Source organism: Streptomyces avidinii, from assembly GCF_045161815.1.
In the GTDB taxonomy this organism is placed as follows: Bacteria; Actinomycetota; Actinomycetes; order Streptomycetales; family Streptomycetaceae; genus Streptomyces; species Streptomyces avidinii.
Window position 1 is genome coordinate 5,907,039 of the sequence record NZ_CP108863.1, and the last position, 16,940, is coordinate 5,923,978.

18 protein-coding genes are annotated in these 16,940 nt (G+C 72.6%); 6 read left to right on the top strand and 12 right to left on the bottom strand.

Features of this window, described 5'->3' with window-relative positions:
* Positions 1 to 54: 54 nt before the first annotated feature.
* Positions 55 to 477, top strand: a complete 423-nt coding sequence (locus tag OG373_RS26515) for an organic hydroperoxide resistance protein (protein WP_405440760.1) — start codon at positions 55 to 57, stop codon at positions 475 to 477.
* A gap of 65 nt (positions 478 to 542) precedes the next feature.
* Positions 543 to 1,343 carry an EI24 domain-containing protein gene (locus tag OG373_RS26520; protein ID WP_405440762.1) on the top strand — a complete coding sequence of 267 codons (801 nt, stop codon included), beginning with the start codon at positions 543 to 545 and terminating at the stop codon, positions 1,341 to 1,343.
* A gap of 43 nt (positions 1,344 to 1,386) precedes the next feature.
* Here OG373_RS26520 and OG373_RS26525 read toward each other — a convergent pair whose 3' ends face one another.
* On the bottom strand, positions 1,387 to 2,274 hold the full coding sequence (locus OG373_RS26525; protein WP_405440764.1) for an NAD(P)-binding domain-containing protein: 888 nt from the start codon (positions 2,272 to 2,274) through the stop codon (positions 1,387 to 1,389).
* Positions 2,275 to 2,422: 148 nt separating this feature from the next.
* Here OG373_RS26525 and OG373_RS26530 point away from each other — a divergent pair, with 148 nt between their 5' ends.
* Complete coding sequence (locus OG373_RS26530) at positions 2,423 to 2,707, top strand: winged helix-turn-helix transcriptional regulator (RefSeq protein ID WP_397728675.1); 285 nt, start codon at positions 2,423 to 2,425, stop codon at positions 2,705 to 2,707.
* A 4-nt stretch (positions 2,708 to 2,711) separates the two neighbouring features.
* On the opposite strand, the gene OG373_RS26535 is transcribed toward OG373_RS26530, so the two are convergent.
* The 4 genes from OG373_RS26535 to OG373_RS26550 all read right to left on the bottom strand — a co-directional run bounded on the left by OG373_RS26535 (position 2,712) and on the right by OG373_RS26550 (position 5,817).
* Positions 2,712 to 3,440 carry a PaaI family thioesterase gene (locus OG373_RS26535; protein ID WP_405440766.1) on the bottom strand — a complete coding sequence of 243 codons (729 nt, stop codon included), beginning with the start codon at positions 3,438 to 3,440 and terminating at the stop codon, positions 2,712 to 2,714.
* 28 nt (positions 3,441 to 3,468) lie between these two features.
* Positions 3,469 to 4,188 (bottom strand): carbon-nitrogen hydrolase family protein, encoded by a 720-nt coding sequence (locus OG373_RS26540; RefSeq protein ID WP_405440768.1) that lies wholly within the window; start codon positions 4,186 to 4,188, stop codon positions 3,469 to 3,471.
* Between the two features lie 4 nt (positions 4,189 to 4,192).
* Positions 4,193 to 5,101 (bottom strand): LysR family transcriptional regulator, encoded by a 909-nt coding sequence (locus tag OG373_RS26545; protein ID WP_405440770.1) that lies wholly within the window; start codon positions 5,099 to 5,101, stop codon positions 4,193 to 4,195.
* A gap of 110 nt (positions 5,102 to 5,211) precedes the next feature.
* Positions 5,212 to 5,817 carry a TetR/AcrR family transcriptional regulator gene (locus OG373_RS26550; protein WP_405440771.1) on the bottom strand — a complete coding sequence of 202 codons (606 nt, stop codon included), beginning with the start codon at positions 5,815 to 5,817 and terminating at the stop codon, positions 5,212 to 5,214.
* 153 nt (positions 5,818 to 5,970) lie between these two features.
* On the opposite strand from OG373_RS26550, the gene OG373_RS26555 reads away from it, so the two are divergent.
* Positions 5,971 to 8,415: a beta-glucosidase gene (locus tag OG373_RS26555; RefSeq protein ID WP_405440773.1), complete on the top strand. Its 2,445-nt coding sequence runs from the start codon at positions 5,971 to 5,973 to the stop codon at positions 8,413 to 8,415.
* A gap of 87 nt (positions 8,416 to 8,502) precedes the next feature.
* On the opposite strand, the gene OG373_RS26560 is transcribed toward OG373_RS26555, so the two are convergent.
* The gene (locus tag OG373_RS26560; RefSeq protein WP_405440775.1) at positions 8,503 to 9,402 is read right to left on the bottom strand and encodes an SGNH/GDSL hydrolase family protein; all 900 of its coding nucleotides are present in this window, start codon (positions 9,400 to 9,402) and stop codon (positions 8,503 to 8,505) included.
* Between the two features lie 249 nt (positions 9,403 to 9,651).
* On the opposite strand from OG373_RS26560, the gene OG373_RS26565 reads away from it, so the two are divergent.
* Complete coding sequence (locus OG373_RS26565; protein ID WP_052875531.1) at positions 9,652 to 10,146, top strand: DUF3145 domain-containing protein; 495 nt, start codon at positions 9,652 to 9,654, stop codon at positions 10,144 to 10,146.
* 122 nt (positions 10,147 to 10,268) lie between these two features.
* On the opposite strand, the gene OG373_RS26570 is transcribed toward OG373_RS26565, so the two are convergent.
* The 5 genes from OG373_RS26570 to OG373_RS26590 form a co-directional block, all read right to left on the bottom strand.
* A complete protein-coding gene (locus tag OG373_RS26570; RefSeq protein ID WP_189964036.1) occupies positions 10,269 to 11,549 on the bottom strand; it encodes a beta-ketoacyl synthase in 1,281 nt (426 codons plus the stop codon).
* A gap of 79 nt (positions 11,550 to 11,628) precedes the next feature.
* Positions 11,629 to 11,880 (bottom strand): acyl carrier protein, encoded by a 252-nt coding sequence (locus OG373_RS26575; protein ID WP_053702965.1) that lies wholly within the window; start codon positions 11,878 to 11,880, stop codon positions 11,629 to 11,631.
* A gap of 57 nt (positions 11,881 to 11,937) precedes the next feature.
* A complete protein-coding gene (locus OG373_RS26580) occupies positions 11,938 to 12,942 on the bottom strand; it encodes a ketoacyl-ACP synthase III (protein ID WP_405440776.1) in 1,005 nt (334 codons plus the stop codon).
* Between the two features lie 19 nt (positions 12,943 to 12,961).
* Positions 12,962 to 13,879, bottom strand: a complete 918-nt coding sequence (locus OG373_RS26585) for an ACP S-malonyltransferase (protein WP_405440777.1) — start codon at positions 13,877 to 13,879, stop codon at positions 12,962 to 12,964.
* An 89-nt stretch (positions 13,880 to 13,968) separates the two neighbouring features.
* Positions 13,969 to 15,186: a CdaR family transcriptional regulator gene (locus OG373_RS26590; RefSeq protein WP_189964030.1), complete on the bottom strand. Its 1,218-nt coding sequence runs from the start codon at positions 15,184 to 15,186 to the stop codon at positions 13,969 to 13,971.
* A 92-nt stretch (positions 15,187 to 15,278) separates the two neighbouring features.
* On the opposite strand from OG373_RS26590, the gene OG373_RS26595 reads away from it, so the two are divergent.
* Positions 15,279 to 15,947 carry a pirin family protein gene (locus OG373_RS26595; protein WP_405440779.1) on the top strand — a complete coding sequence of 223 codons (669 nt, stop codon included), beginning with the start codon at positions 15,279 to 15,281 and terminating at the stop codon, positions 15,945 to 15,947.
* A gap of 160 nt (positions 15,948 to 16,107) precedes the next feature.
* Here OG373_RS26595 and OG373_RS26600 read toward each other — a convergent pair whose 3' ends face one another.
* On the bottom strand, positions 16,108 to 16,926 hold the full coding sequence (locus OG373_RS26600) for a serine hydrolase domain-containing protein (RefSeq protein WP_405444207.1): 819 nt from the start codon (positions 16,924 to 16,926) through the stop codon (positions 16,108 to 16,110).
* Positions 16,927 to 16,940 lie beyond the last annotated feature (14 nt).

The window sequence follows — 16,940 nt, forward strand, 5'->3', positions numbered from 1 at the left end:
CACCGTCGTGATCGTGGGCGCGAGTCACGGCGATTACCAGGAGGATTTTCCTTTATGTCCATCCACCAGTCCGACGTCGCCTACACCGCTGTCGCCACCGCGGAGAACGGCCGTGACGGTCGCGTCGCGACCAACGACGGCCAGCTCGACGTCGTCGTGAACCCGCCGAAGGAGCTCGGTGGCAGCGGCGCCGGTACCAACCCGGAGCAGCTGTTCGCCGCCGGCTACAGCGCCTGCTTCCAGGGCGCCCTGGGCGTCGTCGCGAAGAACGTGAACGCCGACATATCCGGCTCCACGGTCACCGCCGAGGTCGGCATCGGCAAGAACGACGAGGGCTTCGGTCTGATCGTCAAGATCTCCGCCGTGATCCCGAACGTGGACACCGCCACCGCCAAGGAGCTCATCGAGAAGGCCCACGAGGTCTGCCCGTACTCCAAGGCCACCCGCGGCAACATCACCGTCGAGCTCGCCGTCTGATCCGGCGCTCGCAGCGCGAGGGCCGCACCCCGACCGGGGTGCGGCCTTCGCCGTAAACTGGCCCCATGCGTGATCTTGCGGGGGGCTTCCGGTATCTGCTGGCCGGACAGCGATGGGTGTTCCGGCACGGCCGGTGGCTGGGCTTCGGGTTGCTGCCCGGGCTCGTGGCGTTCGTCCTCTACGCCGGCGCCCTGATCGGGCTCGGCTACGGGGCCGACGACCTGACCGCCTGGGCCACCCCCTTCGCCGACGGCTGGTCCTCGCCGTGGCTCGCGCTCTTCCGCGGCTTCCTGACCACCCTGCTCTTCGGCCTGGGGCTCTTCGTCGCGGTGATCACCTTCACCGCCGTGACCCTGCTGATCGGCCAGCCGTTCTACGAGTCCCTCTCGGAGCAGGTCGACCGCAGCGAGGGCGGCGAGGTCCCCGAGTCGGGGCTCCCGCTCTGGCTGGAGCTGTGGGTCTCGGCCCGGGACAGCGTCAAGGTGCTCGCACGGGTGCTGCTGTACGGGATCCTGCTGTTCGCCCTCGGGTTCGTCCCGGTGATCGGGCAGACCGTGATCCCGGTGCTCGGGTTCTGCGTCTCCGGATACTTCCTCACCCAGGAGCTCACCGCCGTGGCCCTCCAGCGGCGCAAGGTGGAACTGCCCGACCGGCTGGCACTGATGCGCTCGCGGCGGATGCTGGTGCTGGGCTTCGGGGTGCCGCTGGTGCTGGCCTTCCTGGTGCCGCTCGTCGCGGTGTTCCTGATGCCGGGAGCGGTGGCCGGGGCCACCCTCATGGCGCGCGACCTCATGCGGACCGACGAGGCTCCGGCTGCCGAAACCACCCCCGCGGGTTTCGGACCGCCGCCGCCCGCGTACTCGTAACCGCCGGGCCGCGGTCCGGGCTCCGGCCCTGACCCCCGGTCGGCTACCGCTTGAGCAGCAGGATGGCCCCGGTGGTGTCCTCCCCGCCGTGCGCGGCCGGGTCCGCGGCCAGCCGGCGCCGCAGCAGGTCCACGTACGGGGAGATCAGCTCGGTGCTGACGCCCTGCTCCTCGGCGGTGCGCAGCATGGTGCCGCTGCCCGTGACCTGCATGGCCAGGTTGGACACCACCCCCGAGGTGAAGTCCCGCGAGGTCAGCCGCTCGGCCGCGTTGCCGACGAAGAAGCCCATCGCGCCGAGCCACTCGGACAGCAGCGGAGCCAGGTCCTTCGGGGCGATGTCCTCGCCCTCGATCAGCGCGTAGGCCTGCGAGATGCCGGCGAACATCCCCCACATCGCGCTGAGCAGCGCCACGTCGTGCAGGGCGGCGTGCCCGGGGTTCTCGCCGACGAAACGGGCCCCGGCCGGGACCGCCAGAACGGCCCGGTGGGCATCGAAGAGTGCGCGCGAACCGCTGTGGAAGACGTACCCGCCGGCCTCGGGGACGCCGATCATCGTCGGTGTGGCCATGATCCCGCCGTCCAGGTACCGGGCACCGCGCTCCTCGGCCCAGGCGGCCCGGGCGCGCGCCTCGGCCGGGGTGCCGGTGGTGAGGTTGACGAGGTCCTTGCCGGCCAGGTCGATGCCGTCCAGGGCGGCGCCGACGCTGGCGTCGTCCAGCAGGCAGACCACGACCAGCCGGTTCGCGGCGACGGCCGCGGCCGCGCTCGGGGCGGCGACGGCCCCTTCGGCGGCCAGTGCCCCGGCCTTGGCGGGGGTGCGGTTCCAGACGGTCAGGGGGTGCCCGGCGGCGAGCCAGGTGCGGGCGAGGGCGGTGCCCATGTCGCCCAGGCCGAGGAGGGTGAGGGAACTCTGCGGTGTGGTGTCGGTCATGACGATTAGCCTGGTGGCAGGCGTGGAAGCGCTCAAGTACGCACTTCGGAGTGGGTGGTTACCCCGAGGTGAGCGAGCAGGTGGGGAGGGGTGTGCGATGGCGGTGACACGAAGGCCCGGTGCGGATCACTGTGGGATCGCGGCGGCGATGTCCGTGATCGACGGCAAATGGAAGGTGTCGCTCCTGTGGGAGCTCGATCAGCGCCCGCGCCGGTTCGGTGAACTGCGCAGGCTCGTCCCGGGCGTATCCGAGAAGGTGCTCGCCGCCCAGCTGCGCGAGCTGGAGACCGACGGCATCGTGCACCGCGAGGTGTACGACGAGGTTCCGCCGCGCGTCGAGTACTCCCTGACCCCGCTGGGCCAGGACCTGAACGCGGCCCTGGAACCCCTCGGGATGTGGGGCAGCAAGCACCTGCTGCCCGATTCCGCGTGAGCCGTTACGGGCGCGGGCGCGGCTCCACCCACAGCGCCTCGCCGACGGCGCACAGTTCGCCGTCGGCCGTGGCCAGGGCCGTGCCCACGGTGTACTTGCGGCCCGAGGCCGACAGCATCCAGGCGTACGAGACGAGCCCCTCGCCCACCGGTACCGGCCGCAGCAGCCGGGCACCCAGCGCGGCGGTGACCGCACCGGCCCCGCGGCCGTCGAGCAGCCGGCCGGCCGCGTTCCCGGGGCAGTCCAGCGCGCCCCACACCAGCTCGGGCGGCAGCAGCCCGTCCGCGCCGCCCAGTTCGGGCGCGGGGGTCCAGGCGGCGGCGACCAGCTCGCGGCCCGGCACCGTACCGCAGTGCAGGCGCAGCCCGGTGGCGGGCGTCCGGTCCAGGCCGCAGCCGAAGCAGTCGGCCTGGCCCTCCGGCGGGTCCGCCCGGAAGGCCTCGGCAGCTGCCACGGCGCGGTCCCAGGAGGGGGCTCCGGGGGAGTCCGCGGGAGGCGCTTCGGCGGGGCTCGCCACGGCCAGCAGCAGCTCGCCGGCTGTCAGCTCGCAGCCGCCGTCCGCGGTCGCGGCGAGCCGGACCGGAGCCCCGGTCGGCACGGGCCGCCGGAAGTCCACCCGCACGCTCTTCGCCGCGGCGCGGGCGGCCAGCACGCCCGCCACGTAGCCGCCGAAGGCCACCCCCGGATATCCGTGGAGGCGTTCCGGCACCGTGATCGTCTCGAAGTCGCTCATGGCGCCCACCTCATCACACCGGGGGCCGTCAGGACCGGGCCGTCCCGACCGAGGCCGTCACCACCGAGGGCGTACGGTCGTCCGCCTCCGCCAGCAGGGCCCCGCCGGGGGCCCACACGGCCGCCCGGCCGCAGCCGGTCCACGGGCCCGCCGGGCCGACGTGGTTGGCGAGGACCACGTACACGCCGTGCTCCCGCGCGATCCCCGGGTACACGGTGGCGCGCTCGTGGATCCCGTCGCCCGTCCCGTACAGGGAGCTCGCCAGGTGGACCCGGCAGCCGTCGGCCGCGCCCCGGCCGGGCAGTTCGGGGAAGTGGTTGTCGTAGCAGACGCCCAGGGAGAAACGGATCCCGCCGAGTTCGAAGCGCCCGTCGCCCTCACCGGCCCGGAAGAAGTCCTGCTCGTGCCGGTACAGGTGCTGCTTCGCGTACGTCGTCACGTGCGCGCCGTCCGCGTCGTGGACCAGGGTCGCGATGGCGGGGCGCGGGCCGCCGGTGGGCAGGGCGACGTTCACCGCGGTGGCGATCCCGGCGGAGCGCAGCGGATCCAGCCGGGGGTCGTCGGCGGCCGTCCACAGGCCCGGGTCGGCGGCCAGCGCGGCGAGCTCGTACCCGGTCAGCGCGAGCTCGGGGAACACCACCAGCCCGGCGCCCTGTTCACGGGCCTCGGCGGCGAGTTCCGCGGCCCGGGCGACATTGGCCCGTACATCGGCGGGGGTACACGTCAGCTGCGCTGCGGCGATCTTCACCCGGTCAGGATGCCAGCCCGGCCGCGGCCTCCCTGAGCAGGGCCAGGAAGGCGAGGGCGGCGGGGGAGGGGGCGATCCCGCGCGGGGTGGCGGCGTAGACCCGGCGGCGCGGGGTGTCGTCCGGATGCAGGGGGACGAGTGCGAGGTCGGCCCGGGCCGAGGAGGCGGCGAGCGCCGGGACCAGGGTGACGCCGAGCCCGGCCGCGACGAAGCCCTGCTTGGCGATCCAGTCGGCGGCGACGAAACCGGTGCGCGGGCGGAAGCCACCGGCCAGCGCGGAGTGCATGAGGGTCTCCTCCGGCCGGGCGTCCGCCGCGATCCACTCCTCGTCGGCCAGTTCGGCCAGCCGTACGTCGGTGCGCCCGGCGAGCCGGTGGCCGTGCGGCAGGGCCACGTACATCCGCTCGTCGAGCAGGTGGTGCGGGGTGCAGCCGAGGGGCGGCTCCGCGGAGGTGTCCGCGACGACGGCGAGGTCGAGGTCCCCGGCGGCGAGGAGGGCCAGGTGCTTGGCGGAGGGGCCCTCGGTACGGGTGACGGCCACGCCGGGGTGGCGGGCCCGGAAGGCGGCCAGCGCGCGGGGCAGCAGCGCGGCGTCGGCGGTGGAGATGGCGCCGATGCGCAGCCGGCCGGCGCCGAGGGTGTGCAGTGCGTCGAGTTCGGCGCGGGCGGTGCGCAGCCGCTCGCCGACGGCCTGGGCGTGCGGGAGCAGGATCCGGCCGGCCTCGGTCAGCCGGACCCCGCGGGGGAGGCGGTCGAAGAGCGGGGTCCCCCATTCGTCCTCCAGGGTCTGGATCTGCCGGGAGACCGCGGACTGGGTGTAGCCGAGGGAGCGGGCTGCGGCGGTGAAGGAGGCCAGGCGGGCCACGTGCAGGAAGACCTCGTACAGGCTGTGCGAAGTGGGCATGGCGGCCATGCTAGACATTCGCCTGTCGCATGAGTGTGCCTATCTGGCGTCGAGGGCATGGACACAGCACTGAAGATCGCGTTTCTCGGCCTCGGCCGGATGGGCGCCCCGATGGCCCGTCACCCCCTGTCCGGCATCCGCCCCCAGGTCGTCTTCTCCGGCCCTCGCAGCAGGATCAGGAACGAGCGGAAGGCGGCGGGCATGTCCACCGATTCGGGGGCCAGCAGCCACTGGTACTGGAGGCCGTCCATGACCGCCGTCAGCAGCGGGGCCGCCTGCTCCGGGGTGAGGCCCGAGGGGAGGTGGTCGCCGAACTCGGCGCGCAGTACCGCCGCCATCTCCGAGCGGACCTGGGCGTAGCGCTCGGTGAAGAACTCCCGGGCGGGGTGCCCGTCGGTGACGCTCTCGCCCAGCAGTGCCGAGAAGGTCTGCACGATGCCAGGGCGCATGGCGTTGTACTCGACCAGCGAGGCGAGCAGGTCCAGGCGCCAGGTGCCGGCCGCGGAGCGCGAGCCGCCGCCGGTGTCCCAGCGGTCGCGCTCCTCCAGCACCGCGACGAGCAGGGCCTCCTTGGTCGGGAAGTAGTGCAGCAGCCCCTGCTGGGTCAGGCCCACGCGTTCGGCGACGGTGGCCAGGGACGCGCCCCGGTAGCCGCGCTCCGCGATGACCTCGACGGCGGCGCGGACGATCTCCCCGCGGCGCTCCTCGCTCCTCGCCCTGACCATCTCCCCGGCACCCCTTCCCGTTCAGGCCCTGCTCACAGGACCGTACGGCATTCGAATATCACGAACAGATTACGAACCCTACCGTTCAACAGGTATCAGGTCCACGATGGGGGCACCGCACCGAGCAACCGCACTCAACGAGGAGGCACGGCCGTGACCGATGCCGATCAGGTCCGCGAGCAGTCACGCAACGACGCCGTCGAGGCGGCGCTGGGCAAACTGGACCTCGACACCAAGACCCGGCTCCTGGCCGGCCAGGACATGTGGTCCCTGCCCGCCGTCCCCTCGATCGGCCTGGAGTCCCTCGTCATGTCCGACGGCCCCATCGGGGTCCGCGGCGTGCGCTGGACCGCCGACGACCCGTCCATCGCCCTGCCGTCCCCGACCGCGCTCGCCGCCGCCTGGGACCCGGAGCTCGCCCGCCGCGCCGGCCGGCTCCTCGCCCAGGAGGCCCGCCGCAAGGGCGTCCACGTCCTCCTCGCGCCCACCGTCAACCTGCACCGTTCCCCGCTCGGCGGCCGGCACTTCGAGTGCTACTCCGAGGACCCGTACCTCACCGGCGTCGTCGGCTCCGGCTACGTGAACGGCGTCCAGGACGGCGGGGTCGGCACCACCGTCAAGCACTACGTCGGCAACGACGCCGAGACCGACCGGTTCACCGTCGACAGCGTCATCGCCCCGCGCCCGCTGCGCGAGCTGTACCTCGCGCCCTTCGAGGCCATCGTCGCCAATGCCCACCCCTGGGGCATCATGACCGCCTACAACCGGGTCAACGGCACGACCATGACGGAGCACCAGTACCTGGTGAACGAGGTCCTGCGCGCCGAGTGGGGCTTCGACGGCTGCAACGTCTCCGACTGGATGGCCGCCCGCTCCACCACCGGCGACATCCGAGGCGGCATGGACGTGGCCATGCCCGGCCCCACCACCGTCTACGGCCCCGCCCTCGCCGAGGCCGTCCGCGCCGGGGAGGTCCCCGAGTCCGCCGTGGACGAGGCCGTGCGCAACGTCCTGCGCCTCGCCGCCCGCGTCGGCGTCCTGGAGGGCGCCCCCGCCGCCGTGGAGAGCGCCCCGGCCCCGATCGACGGCCAGGCGCTGGCCCGCGAGCTCGCCGCCCGCGGCTTCGTCCTGGTCCGCAACGCGGGGGCGCTGCCGCTCGACGCCGGCCGCACCGTCGCCCTCGCGGGCGCCGCCGCCCGCGACGCCCGCGTCCTCGGCGGGGGCAGCGCCACCGTCTTCCCCGAGCGGATCGTCTCCCCGCTCGACGGGCTCACCGCGGCTCTGCCCGACGGCGCCCTCACCTACAGCGTCGGCGCCGACCCCTCCGACGAACTCACCCCCGCCGGTCAGGGCTTCGAGCTCCACGCCGTCTGCCGCGACGCCTCCGGCGCCGTCCTCGGCGAGGGCGGCCTGCCGTCCGGCCAGGTCCAGTGGATCGGCGACGACCTGCCCGCGGGGGCCACGTACGAGACCATGGCGAGCATCGAGGTGCGCGGTACGTTCGTGCCGCGGGAGAGCGGCGAGCACGCCTTCGGCACCCGCGGACTCGGCGCCTTCGCCCTCGCCGTCGGCGGCGAGAGCCTGTGGAGCGGCGTCCAGGAGATGGGCAACGAGGCCGACCCCTTCGAGGCCTTCTTCGGCGCCCCCAACGAGCGGGCCCGCGTCACCCTCACCGCGGGCGAGCCGGTCGAGGTGTCACTGACCTTCCAGGTCCCCGACATGACCGCGCTGCCGCTCAGAGCGATCATGTTTTCGCTGCTCCACCTCGGCCCGCGGCGCGACGCCGACGAGCTGATCGCCGAGGCCGTGGCCGCCGCCCGCGAGGCCGACACCGCCGTCGTGGTCGTCGCCACCACCGAGCGCGTGGAGTCCGAGGGCTTCGACCGGCAGGACCTCGCCCTCCCGGGCCGCCAGGACGACCTGGTGCGCGCCGTCGCCGCCGTCAACCCGAACACGGTGGTCGTCGTCAACGCGGGCTCCCCGGTGGAGCTCCCGTGGCGCGAGGACGTCGCCGCCGTCCTGCTGACCTGGTTCCCCGGGCAGGAGGGCGGGGCCGCGCTGGCCGACGTACTCCTCGGCGACGCGGAGCCGGGCGGGCGGCTGCCCACCACCTGGCCCGCGCGGTTCTCGGACGCGCCCGTCACCGAGGTGGTCCCCACCGACGGGCGACTGGACTACCGCGAGGGGCTCTTCATCGGCTACCGGGCGTACGAGAAGCACGCCGTGACCCCCGCCTACCCCTTCGGGCACGGCCTCGGCTACACCGAGTGGACCTACGAGTCCCTGGAGGCCACCGCCGACACGGTCCGGGTCCGTCTCACCAACACCGGCACCCGGTCCGGCCGCGAGGTCGTCCAGGTCTACCTGGCGCCCGCGCAGGACGGTGTGGAGCGCCCGGCGAGCTGGCTGGCCGCCTTCGCGGGCGTCGTGGCGGGCCCCGGCGAGAGCGTCGAGACCGAGATCCCGCTGCCCGCCCGGGCCTTCGAGATCTGGGACGAGGAGGCCCGCGGCTGGCGGCGGATCGGCGGCGCCTACGAGGTCCGCGTGAGCCACTCGCACGGTGACACCCGGCTGACCGCGACGCTCGACATCGCGTGACACACCGTATGGCCGGAAGTCACCCCTGAAAACCGGTCCGGGGGCGGGCCCTGACACCCGCCCCCGGACCCTTTCCGCAGCGGAGCGTCAACGCGGCGGCTCGGCCGCCGTCACCTGGCGGTGCGCCAGTTCCGCGAGCCGCGCCTGCCCGTCCTTGCCCGGATGGAACCAGTCCCAGCGGCTCAACTGATCCGCGGCGAAGGGGTACTGGAACACCGCGCCGCCGTCGTAGCGGCACAGCGGATCCTTTCCGCAGACCTCGCGCAGCACCTCGTTGTACTCCACCACCCGCGCCCGCACCTGCTCGCGCCGGGCCGTCGCCCCCGTGGCCGCCGACAGCGGATCGGCGAGCATGGACTGGCAGATGCCCAGCTTCCAGACCTGCCGCACCATCGGCAGGTCCTTGCCCTGCTCCCACAGCCGCTGCAGGTCCGGCACGCTGGAGACGTACACCTGGGAGGCGGGGGAGGCGGTCCGCAGCTCCGCGAGAGCCTTCTCGAATCCGGCCCGGAAGTCCGCCACCGGGGTCATCGACGAAGCCGTGGGCCGGCAGGCGTCGTTCGAGCCCACCATCACCGTGACCAGGTCGGGCTTGTGCGCGGCGGCCCCCGCCAGCTGGGCCGGCAGGTCCGCCATCCGCGAGCCGGTCACCGCGTAGTTCCAGCTCCGGGCGGGCGCCTCGGCGTCCCCGAGCAGCCGCGTGGCGAGGGAGCGGACCGCCGGGTCGTTCCCGGTGGCCCAGGAGACCTCCGGGCAGTCGGCCAGCACCGAACAGGCGTCGAACCCGCGCGTGATGGAGTCGCCCACGGCCGCGATCGAGGCGGGCGCCGTGTTCCAGCGCGGTGCGCTCTGTGCCCCGCGCTCGCCGCCCTGCTCGGTCGACCCGCCCGAGCTGCACCCGGTGGCCGCCCCGGCCAGCAGCACGACCGCCGTGCCCGCGCCCGCGAGAGTCCGGCGCGCGCGGCGGCGCGCAGCGGTGGTGCGCATGGGAAGGGACCCTCCTTGTCGCCCCCGTGTCGTTCGGGGGGTCCTGCTGAGTGAAAGCTCTGTGTTTACCGGGTTCGGAGCGACCGTACGTCACACCATGACCCCTGGCGCACGGTAGCTTTTTCCCGTGGCGTTTCGGCCGCAGGTCCCGTAGCGCAATGTCAAATAATTTCCGTTACATTACATCACGTCACATACTGTCCGTTTTCTGGAGTTTATTCCCGACCTCGTCCCACACTGGAGGTCCCGGTGACGACACGTGGAGTTCTGTACGTGCATTCCGCACCGCGCGCGCTCTGCCCGCACGTGGAATGGGCTGTTGCGGGGGTGCTCGGGGTGCGGGTGAACCTCGACTGGATCAGACAGCCCGCCTCTCCCGGCACTTGGAGAGCGGAGTTCTCCTGGCAGGCCGAAGCGGGCACCGCCTCGAAGCTCGCCTCCGCGCTGCGCGGCTGGCACCTGCTGCGTTTCGAGGTGACCGCGGAACCGTGCCCGAACGCCGAGGGCGAGCGCTACAGCTCCACCCCGGAGCTCGGCATCTTCCACGCCGTCACCGGTATGCACGGCGACATCCTGATCCCGGAGGACCGGCTGCGTGCCGCCCTCGCCCGGTCCGCGCGCGGCGAGACCGACCTGGAGGCGGAGATCGCCAAACTGCTCGGCAAGCCGTGGGACGACGAACTGGAGCCCTTCCGCTACGCGGGCGAGGGTGCCCCGGTCCGCTGGCTCCACCAGGTGGTCTGAGCCCGGTCCGAGCCGCCCGGTCCGAGCCGCCCGGCCCGAGCCGCCCGGCCCGAGCCCGCGGCAGACATGAGAAGGGCCCACCCGGTGAATCCGGGTGGGCCCTTCTCATGTCTGCCGCGCGGTTACTGGACCGTGCGGAAGGCCAGGGTCACATTGTGACCGCCGAAGCCGAAGGAGTTGTTGATCGCGGAGATCGGGCCGTCGGCCGGCAGCTTGCGCGGCTCGCCGACGATGATGTCCGCGTCGATGTCCTCGTCGAGGTCGTCGACGTTGATCGTCGGCGGGGCCAGCCGGTTGTACAGCGCCAGCACGGTCGCGACGGTCTCGATACCGCCCGCGCCGCCCAGCAGGTGACCGGTCATCGACTTGGTCGCGGAGATCGCGATGTGGTCGAGGTCGTCGCCCAGCACCTTGCGCAGGGCCTTCAGCTCGGCCGTGTCACCCTGCGGGGTCGACGTGGCGTGCGCGTTCAGGTGGACCAGCTCGGCCGGGTCCAGACCCGTGTTGTCGAGCAGGTTCTGCACCGCGGCCGCGACACCGCGGCCGGTCGGCTCCGGCTGCGCGATGTGGTGGCTGTCCGCGGACAGGCCCTGGCCCAGCACCTCGCAGTAGACCCGGGCGCCGCGCGCGGCGGCGTGCTCGGCGGACTCCAGGATGACGACGCCCGCGCCCTCGCCCAGTACGAAGCCGTCACGGGCCTTGTCGTACGGGCGGGAAGCCTGCTCGGGGTTCTCGTTGTTCTTGGACATCGCCATCATGTTGGCGAACGCGGCGATCGGCAGCGGGTGGATCGCCGCCTCGGTGCCGCCGGCCACGACCACGTCGGCACGGCCGGTACGGATCATCTCGACGGCGTAGCCGATGGCCTCGGCGCCGGACGCGCAGGCGCTGACCGGAGTGTGCACGCCCGCCTGGGCGTTGACCTCCAGGCCGACGTTGGCGGACGGGCCGTTCGGCATGAGCATGGGGACGGTGTGCGGGGAGACCCGGCGCACGCCCTTGTCCTTCAGGACGTCGTACTGGTCGAGCAGGGTGGTGACACCGCCGATGCCGGAGGCGATCACGGTGCCCAGACGCTCGGGCGCAACGAACGCGCCCTCTTCCGTCTCTTCGCCGGCCGGGGTGGTGTAGCCGGCGTCGGCCCACGCCTCGCGGGCCGCGATGACGGCGAACTGCGCCGAGCGGTCCAGCTTGCGGGCCAGCGGCCGGGGCAGGACCTCACTCGGGTCGACGGCGGCCCGAGCGGCGATGCGTACCGGGAGTTCGGCGAAGCGCTCGCCCTCCAGGGGCTTGACGCCGGAACGGCCGGCAAGCAGACCTTCCCAGGTCGAAGCGCTGTCGCCACCCAGCGGAGTGGTTGCGCCGATACCGGTGACGACCACGGTGCGATTGGTCGGGCTCACAGGAATTCTTTCTCCACGTCTCAGGGGGTGCTGAATTGTCACGGCGCCACCGCCAGGTGGCGACAAACGCTCGTCAGGCTCAGGCAGCCTGGTGCTTCAGGATGTACTCGGCGGCGTCGCCGACCGTCTTGAGGTTCTTGACGTCCTCGTCCGGGATCTTGACGTCGAAGCGCTCTTCGGCGGCGACGACGACCTCGACCATGGAGAGCGAGTCGACGTCCAGGTCGTCGGTGAAGGACTTCTCGATCGCGACGTCCTCGGTGGGGATACCGGCGATCTCGTTGACGATCTCCGCGAGACCCTCGACGATCTCTTCCTGCGTGGCGGCCATGTGGCGCTCCTTCTATAGCTAACTGGGGTGGAACAGGGCGGGATGTGTATCCCGGCCCTAGGGGAGGGTAACGACCGTCGCGGCGTAGACGAGTCCCGCCCCGAAGCCGATGACGAGCGCGGTGTCGCCGCTCTTCGCCGCTCCGGTCGCCAGGAGCCGCTCCATAGCGAGCGGAATCGAGGCGGCCGAGGTGTTGCCGGTGGTCTCCACGTCACGGGCGACCGTGACGTGCTCCGGCAGCTTCAGAGTCTTCACCATCGAGTCGATGATCCGCATGTTCGCCTGGTGCGGAATGAAGACGTCCAGGTCATCCGCGGTGATCCCGGCGGCGTCGAGCGCCTGCTGGGCCACCTTGGCCATCTCGAAGACGGCCCAGCGGAAGACCGCCTGACCCTCCTGGGTGATGGCCGGGAACTTTTCGCCGCCGTCCTTGCCGAGGTACTCGTCCCACGGCACGGTCTGCTTGATCGTCTCGGACTTGTCGCCCTCCGAACCCCACACCGTGGGGCCGATGGCCGGCACGTCCGAGGGACCGACGACCACGGCGCCGGCGCCGTCACCGAACAGGAAGGCCGTCGCGCGGTCCTCCAGGTCGGTCAGGTCCGAGAGCCGCTCCACGCCGATCACGAGGACGTACTCCGCGGAACCCTCGACCACCAGACCCTTGGCCAGGGTCAGGCCGTAGCCGAATCCGGCACAGCCGGCGGAGATGTCGAAGGCGGCGGGCCTGCCCGCGCCGATCCGGTGCGCGATCTCGGTCGCGATCGCCGGAGTCTGCTTGAAGTGCGAGACCGTCGAGACGATCACGGCACCGATCTGCTCCGGGGCGACACCGGCGTCGGCCAGCGCCTTCCCCGAGGCCTCCACCGACATCGCGGCGACGGTCTCCTGGGGCGAGGCCCAGTGCCGGGTCGCGATGCCGGAGCGGGAGCGGATCCACTCGTCGGACGAGTCGATGGTCTCGAGGATGACCTCGTTGGGCACCACACGGGTCGGGCGGTAGCCGCCGACACCGAGGATGCGGGCGTAAGGGGAGCCCTTGGCCGGCTTGATCTTGGACATGCTGTGTGGGCTCCTTCTCTCAGGCCGTCAGTTCGGCGATGAGCGCCGCGGCCTTGTCGAGATCGTCCGGGGTCTTCAGACCCACGCTCGGTACGCCCTTCAGCGCGCGCTTGGCCAGACCCGTCAGGGTGCCACCGGGGCAGAGCTCGATGATCCCCGTGACGCCCAGCTCGGCGAACGTCTCCATGCACAGGTCCCAGCGGACCGGGTTGGCGACCTGGCCGACCAGGCGGGCGACGACATCGGCGCCCGTGGCGACGACGAGGCCGTCCCTGTTCGAAACGTACTTCAGCGCCGGGTCCGCCGGGGTGAGGGCCTCCGCGGCCTTCTCCAGGGTGGCGACCGCCGGGGCCATGTGGTGCGTGTGGAAGGCGCCCGCGACCTTGAGGGCGACGACCTTCATGGAGCCTTCGGGCTTGTCGGCCTGCAGAGCTTCGATCTGCTCCATCGTGCCGGCGGCCACGATCTGGCCCGCGCCGTTGATGTTGGCCGGCGTCAGCCCCAGCTTCTCCAGGTGGGCCACGACCACGTCGCGGTCACCGCCGAGGACCGCGGCCATGCCGGTCTCGGTGACGGCGGAGGCCTCGGCCATGGCGAGCCCACGGGTCCGGACGAGCGACAGCGCGTCGGCGTCGGACAGCACACCGGCGTACGCGGCGGCGGTGATCTCACCGACGCTGTGGCCGGCCACGGCGCCGAAGGCGGCCGGGGAACCGAGCGCCGAGGCGGACAGCAGACCCGCGGCGACCAGCAGGGGCTGGGCCACGGCCGTGTCGCGGATCTCGTCGGCGTCGGCGTTCGTGCCGTAGTGGGCAAGGTCCAGCCCGATGGCATCCGACCATGCGGCGACGCGGTCGGCGGCACCGGGAAGTTCGAGCCAGGGAGTCAAGAAGCCGGGCGTCTGAGCGCCTTGGCCGGGAGCGACGAGTACGAGCACCCTCACACTCTCTCTTGTGGATGGTCCCTGCCGCCCGTGGGGACAGGGACGAAGAACCGTCGGGGTAATTGTTGATGTCCGACAAAAGTCTAGGACTGCGGATCGCCGTCGGCCAGACGCCCCAGAATCAGGGCGATCCGCAACGTGAACGCAGAGCGGACATCGGAAGGAGACCATCCGGTGACGTCGGTCACACGTCGTAGCCGGTAGCGCACCGTGTTGGGGTGCACGAACAGCATCCGCGCCGCCCCTTCGAGGCTGCTGGCCTGCTCCAGGTAGACGCTCAGGGTCTCCAGTAGTGCGGACCCCGCCTCCTCCAGTGGTCTGTAGATCTCCTCCACCAGCTGATCCCTGGCAGCGGGATCGGAGGCGATGGCCCGTTCCGGCAGGAGATCGTCCGCCAGGACGGGCCGAGGGGCATCCTGCCAGGCCGTGCACGCTTTCAGCCCTGCCGCCGCGGCCTGCGCCGACTTCGTTGCGTTCAGCAGGTCGGACACCACCGGTCCGGCGACCACCGGACCCGCCGCGAACGGCCCGATCAGCGACTTGGCCACCTGGATCGGGTTGTCGCTGCCGCCCGCGATCACCACCAGACGATCCCCGAGCACACCCGTGAGGACCTGGAGCTTGTGGTGACGGGCCGCGCGCCGGATCGCCTCGACCGTGAGCTCGCTGTCCCCCTCCGGCGCCGTGCCGAGCACCACGCACACGTGCTCCGGGGAGTTCCAGCCCAGCGCAGCCGCACGGGACAGCGCCCCCTCGTCCGCCTCGCCGGACAGCACCGCGTTGACCACCAGGGACTCCAGCCGGGCGTCCCAGGCCCCGCGAGCCTCGGCGGCCTGGGCGTACACCTGGGCGGTGGCGAAGGCGATCTCCCGGGCGTACACCAGCAGCGCCTCGCGCAGGATCGACTCGTCGCCCGGCGCCGCCACCTCCTCGATCGCGGCCTCCATGACCTCGATCGTGGTGCGGACCATCTCGACGGTCTGCCGCAGGGTGATCGCCCGGGTCAGCTCGCGCGGAGCCGTCCCGAAGACGTCGGTGGAGATCGCCTGCGGGGTCTCCGGGTGCCTGAACCACTCCGTGAACGCGGCGATACCCGCTTGGGCGACCAGGCCGATCCAGGACCGGTTCTCGGGCGGCATGGCCCGGTACCACGGCAGGGTCTCGTCCATCCGCGCGATCGCGTTGGCGGCCAGCCGGCCGGAGGACTTCTCCAGTCGGCGGAGCGTCGCGGTGTGCGGATGGGCGGGAGCGGGATGCGCGGCAGGGGTGGCGGGCGAATGCTCACGTTCGGGTTGGGGCACGTGACAAGACTGCCTTATCGGGACGGGTGCGCGGAGTCCGGTCCCGTGTCCGGACCGCGCCCCGACCCGTGGCCGGGTCTACCGTGGCCTTCATGATTGATGTTCGCCGCGGCGCCGACCGGTACCAGGGCGGGGACCCGGCCGCCGGGATCACCACCCGGCACGCCTTCTCCTTCGGCGCCTTCTACGACCCGGACAACCTGCGCTTCGGCCCGGTCCTCGCCTGCAACGAGGAGACCCTCGCGCCGGGCGCCGGCTTCGACGAGCACCCGCACAGCCACACCGAAATCGTGACCTGGGTGATCGAGGGCGAGCTCACCCACCAGGACAGCACCGGGGAGAAGAGCCAGGTGCGGCCCGGGGACGTGCAGCGGCTCGGCGCCGGGTCCGGGGCGCGGCACGCGGAGCGCAACGACGGCACCGGTCGGCTGCGCTTCGTGCAGATGTGGCTCGCACCGCTCGTCGCGGGCGGCGAGCCCTCGTACGAGGTGGTCCGGGAGCTCACCGACGACGCGCCCTACGAGGTCCCGGCGGCCGGCGCCGTCCTGCACGTCCGGCGGCCCGGCGCGGGCGAGCGCGTCGCCGTACCGGCGGCGGACCGGGTGTACCTGCACGTGGTGCGCGGGGACCTGCGCCTGGACGGGGAGGAGCTGGGCCCCGGCGACTCGGTACGGATCTCCGCCGAGCGGGACCTGGAGATCACCGCCGGGTCCCCGGGCGAGCTGCTGATCTGGGAATTCCCCGCCCCCGCCCCCGCCTAGGCCGTCTCTTTCGGATCTTGCCGGGCCCGCAACGCCCGGCACCGCACCCGGCCGCGCTGTCGGGGCGCCCGAGTACGTCCAGTACACGGGCGCCCCTCCGCCTTGCCGGGCACGGCACCGGACGCCGCGGGCCCGGCCGACAAGATCCGAAAGAGACCGCCTAGGCCGAGCGGAGCTCGGCCAGCACCGCGTCGGTGAACGGGGTCCAGGCCTCGGCCGCCCACGGCCCGAAGGCGCGGTCGGTCAGGGCCACGCACGCCGCGCGTGCGTCCGGGTCCACCCACAGGAAGGTGCCGGCCTGGCCGAAGTGGCCGAAGGTGCGGGGCGAGGAGGAAGCGCCCGTCCAGTGCGGGGACTTGTGGTCGCGGATCTCCAGGCCGAGGCCCCAGTCGTTGGGGGACTGGTGTCCGTAGCCCGGCAGGACGCCCTTGAGCCCGGGGTGGACGACGGAGGTGGCGTCGGCGACCGTACGGACGTCCAGCAGCCGGGGTGCCTGCAGCTCGGCGGCGAACCGCAGCAGGTCGGAGACGGTGGAGACGCCGTCCTTGGCGGGCGAGCCCTCCAGGGTGGTCCGCTCCATGCCCAGCGGTTCGAAGACCGCCTGGTGCAGGTACTCCGCGAAGGGGATCCCGGTGGCCTTGGCGATGTGGTCGCCGAGCTCCTCGAAACCGGCGTTCGAGTACAGCCGGCGCTGTCCGGGCGGGGCCGACACCCGGTGCTCGTCGAAGGCCAGGCCGCTGGTGTGCGCCAGCAGGTGACGGACCGTCGACCCCTCGGGGCCGGCCGGCTCGTCCAGCTCGATCGCCCCCTCCTCGTACGCGACGAGGGCGGCGTACGCGGCGAGCGGCTTGGTGACCGACGCCAGGGCGAACCGGTGGTCGACGGGCCCGTGGGAGCCGGCGAGGCTCCCGTCGGCCCGCACGACGCCCGCCGCGGCGGTCGGTACCGGCCAGGTCTCTATGATCCGCAGGCTTTCCATGCCGTTCACGGCCT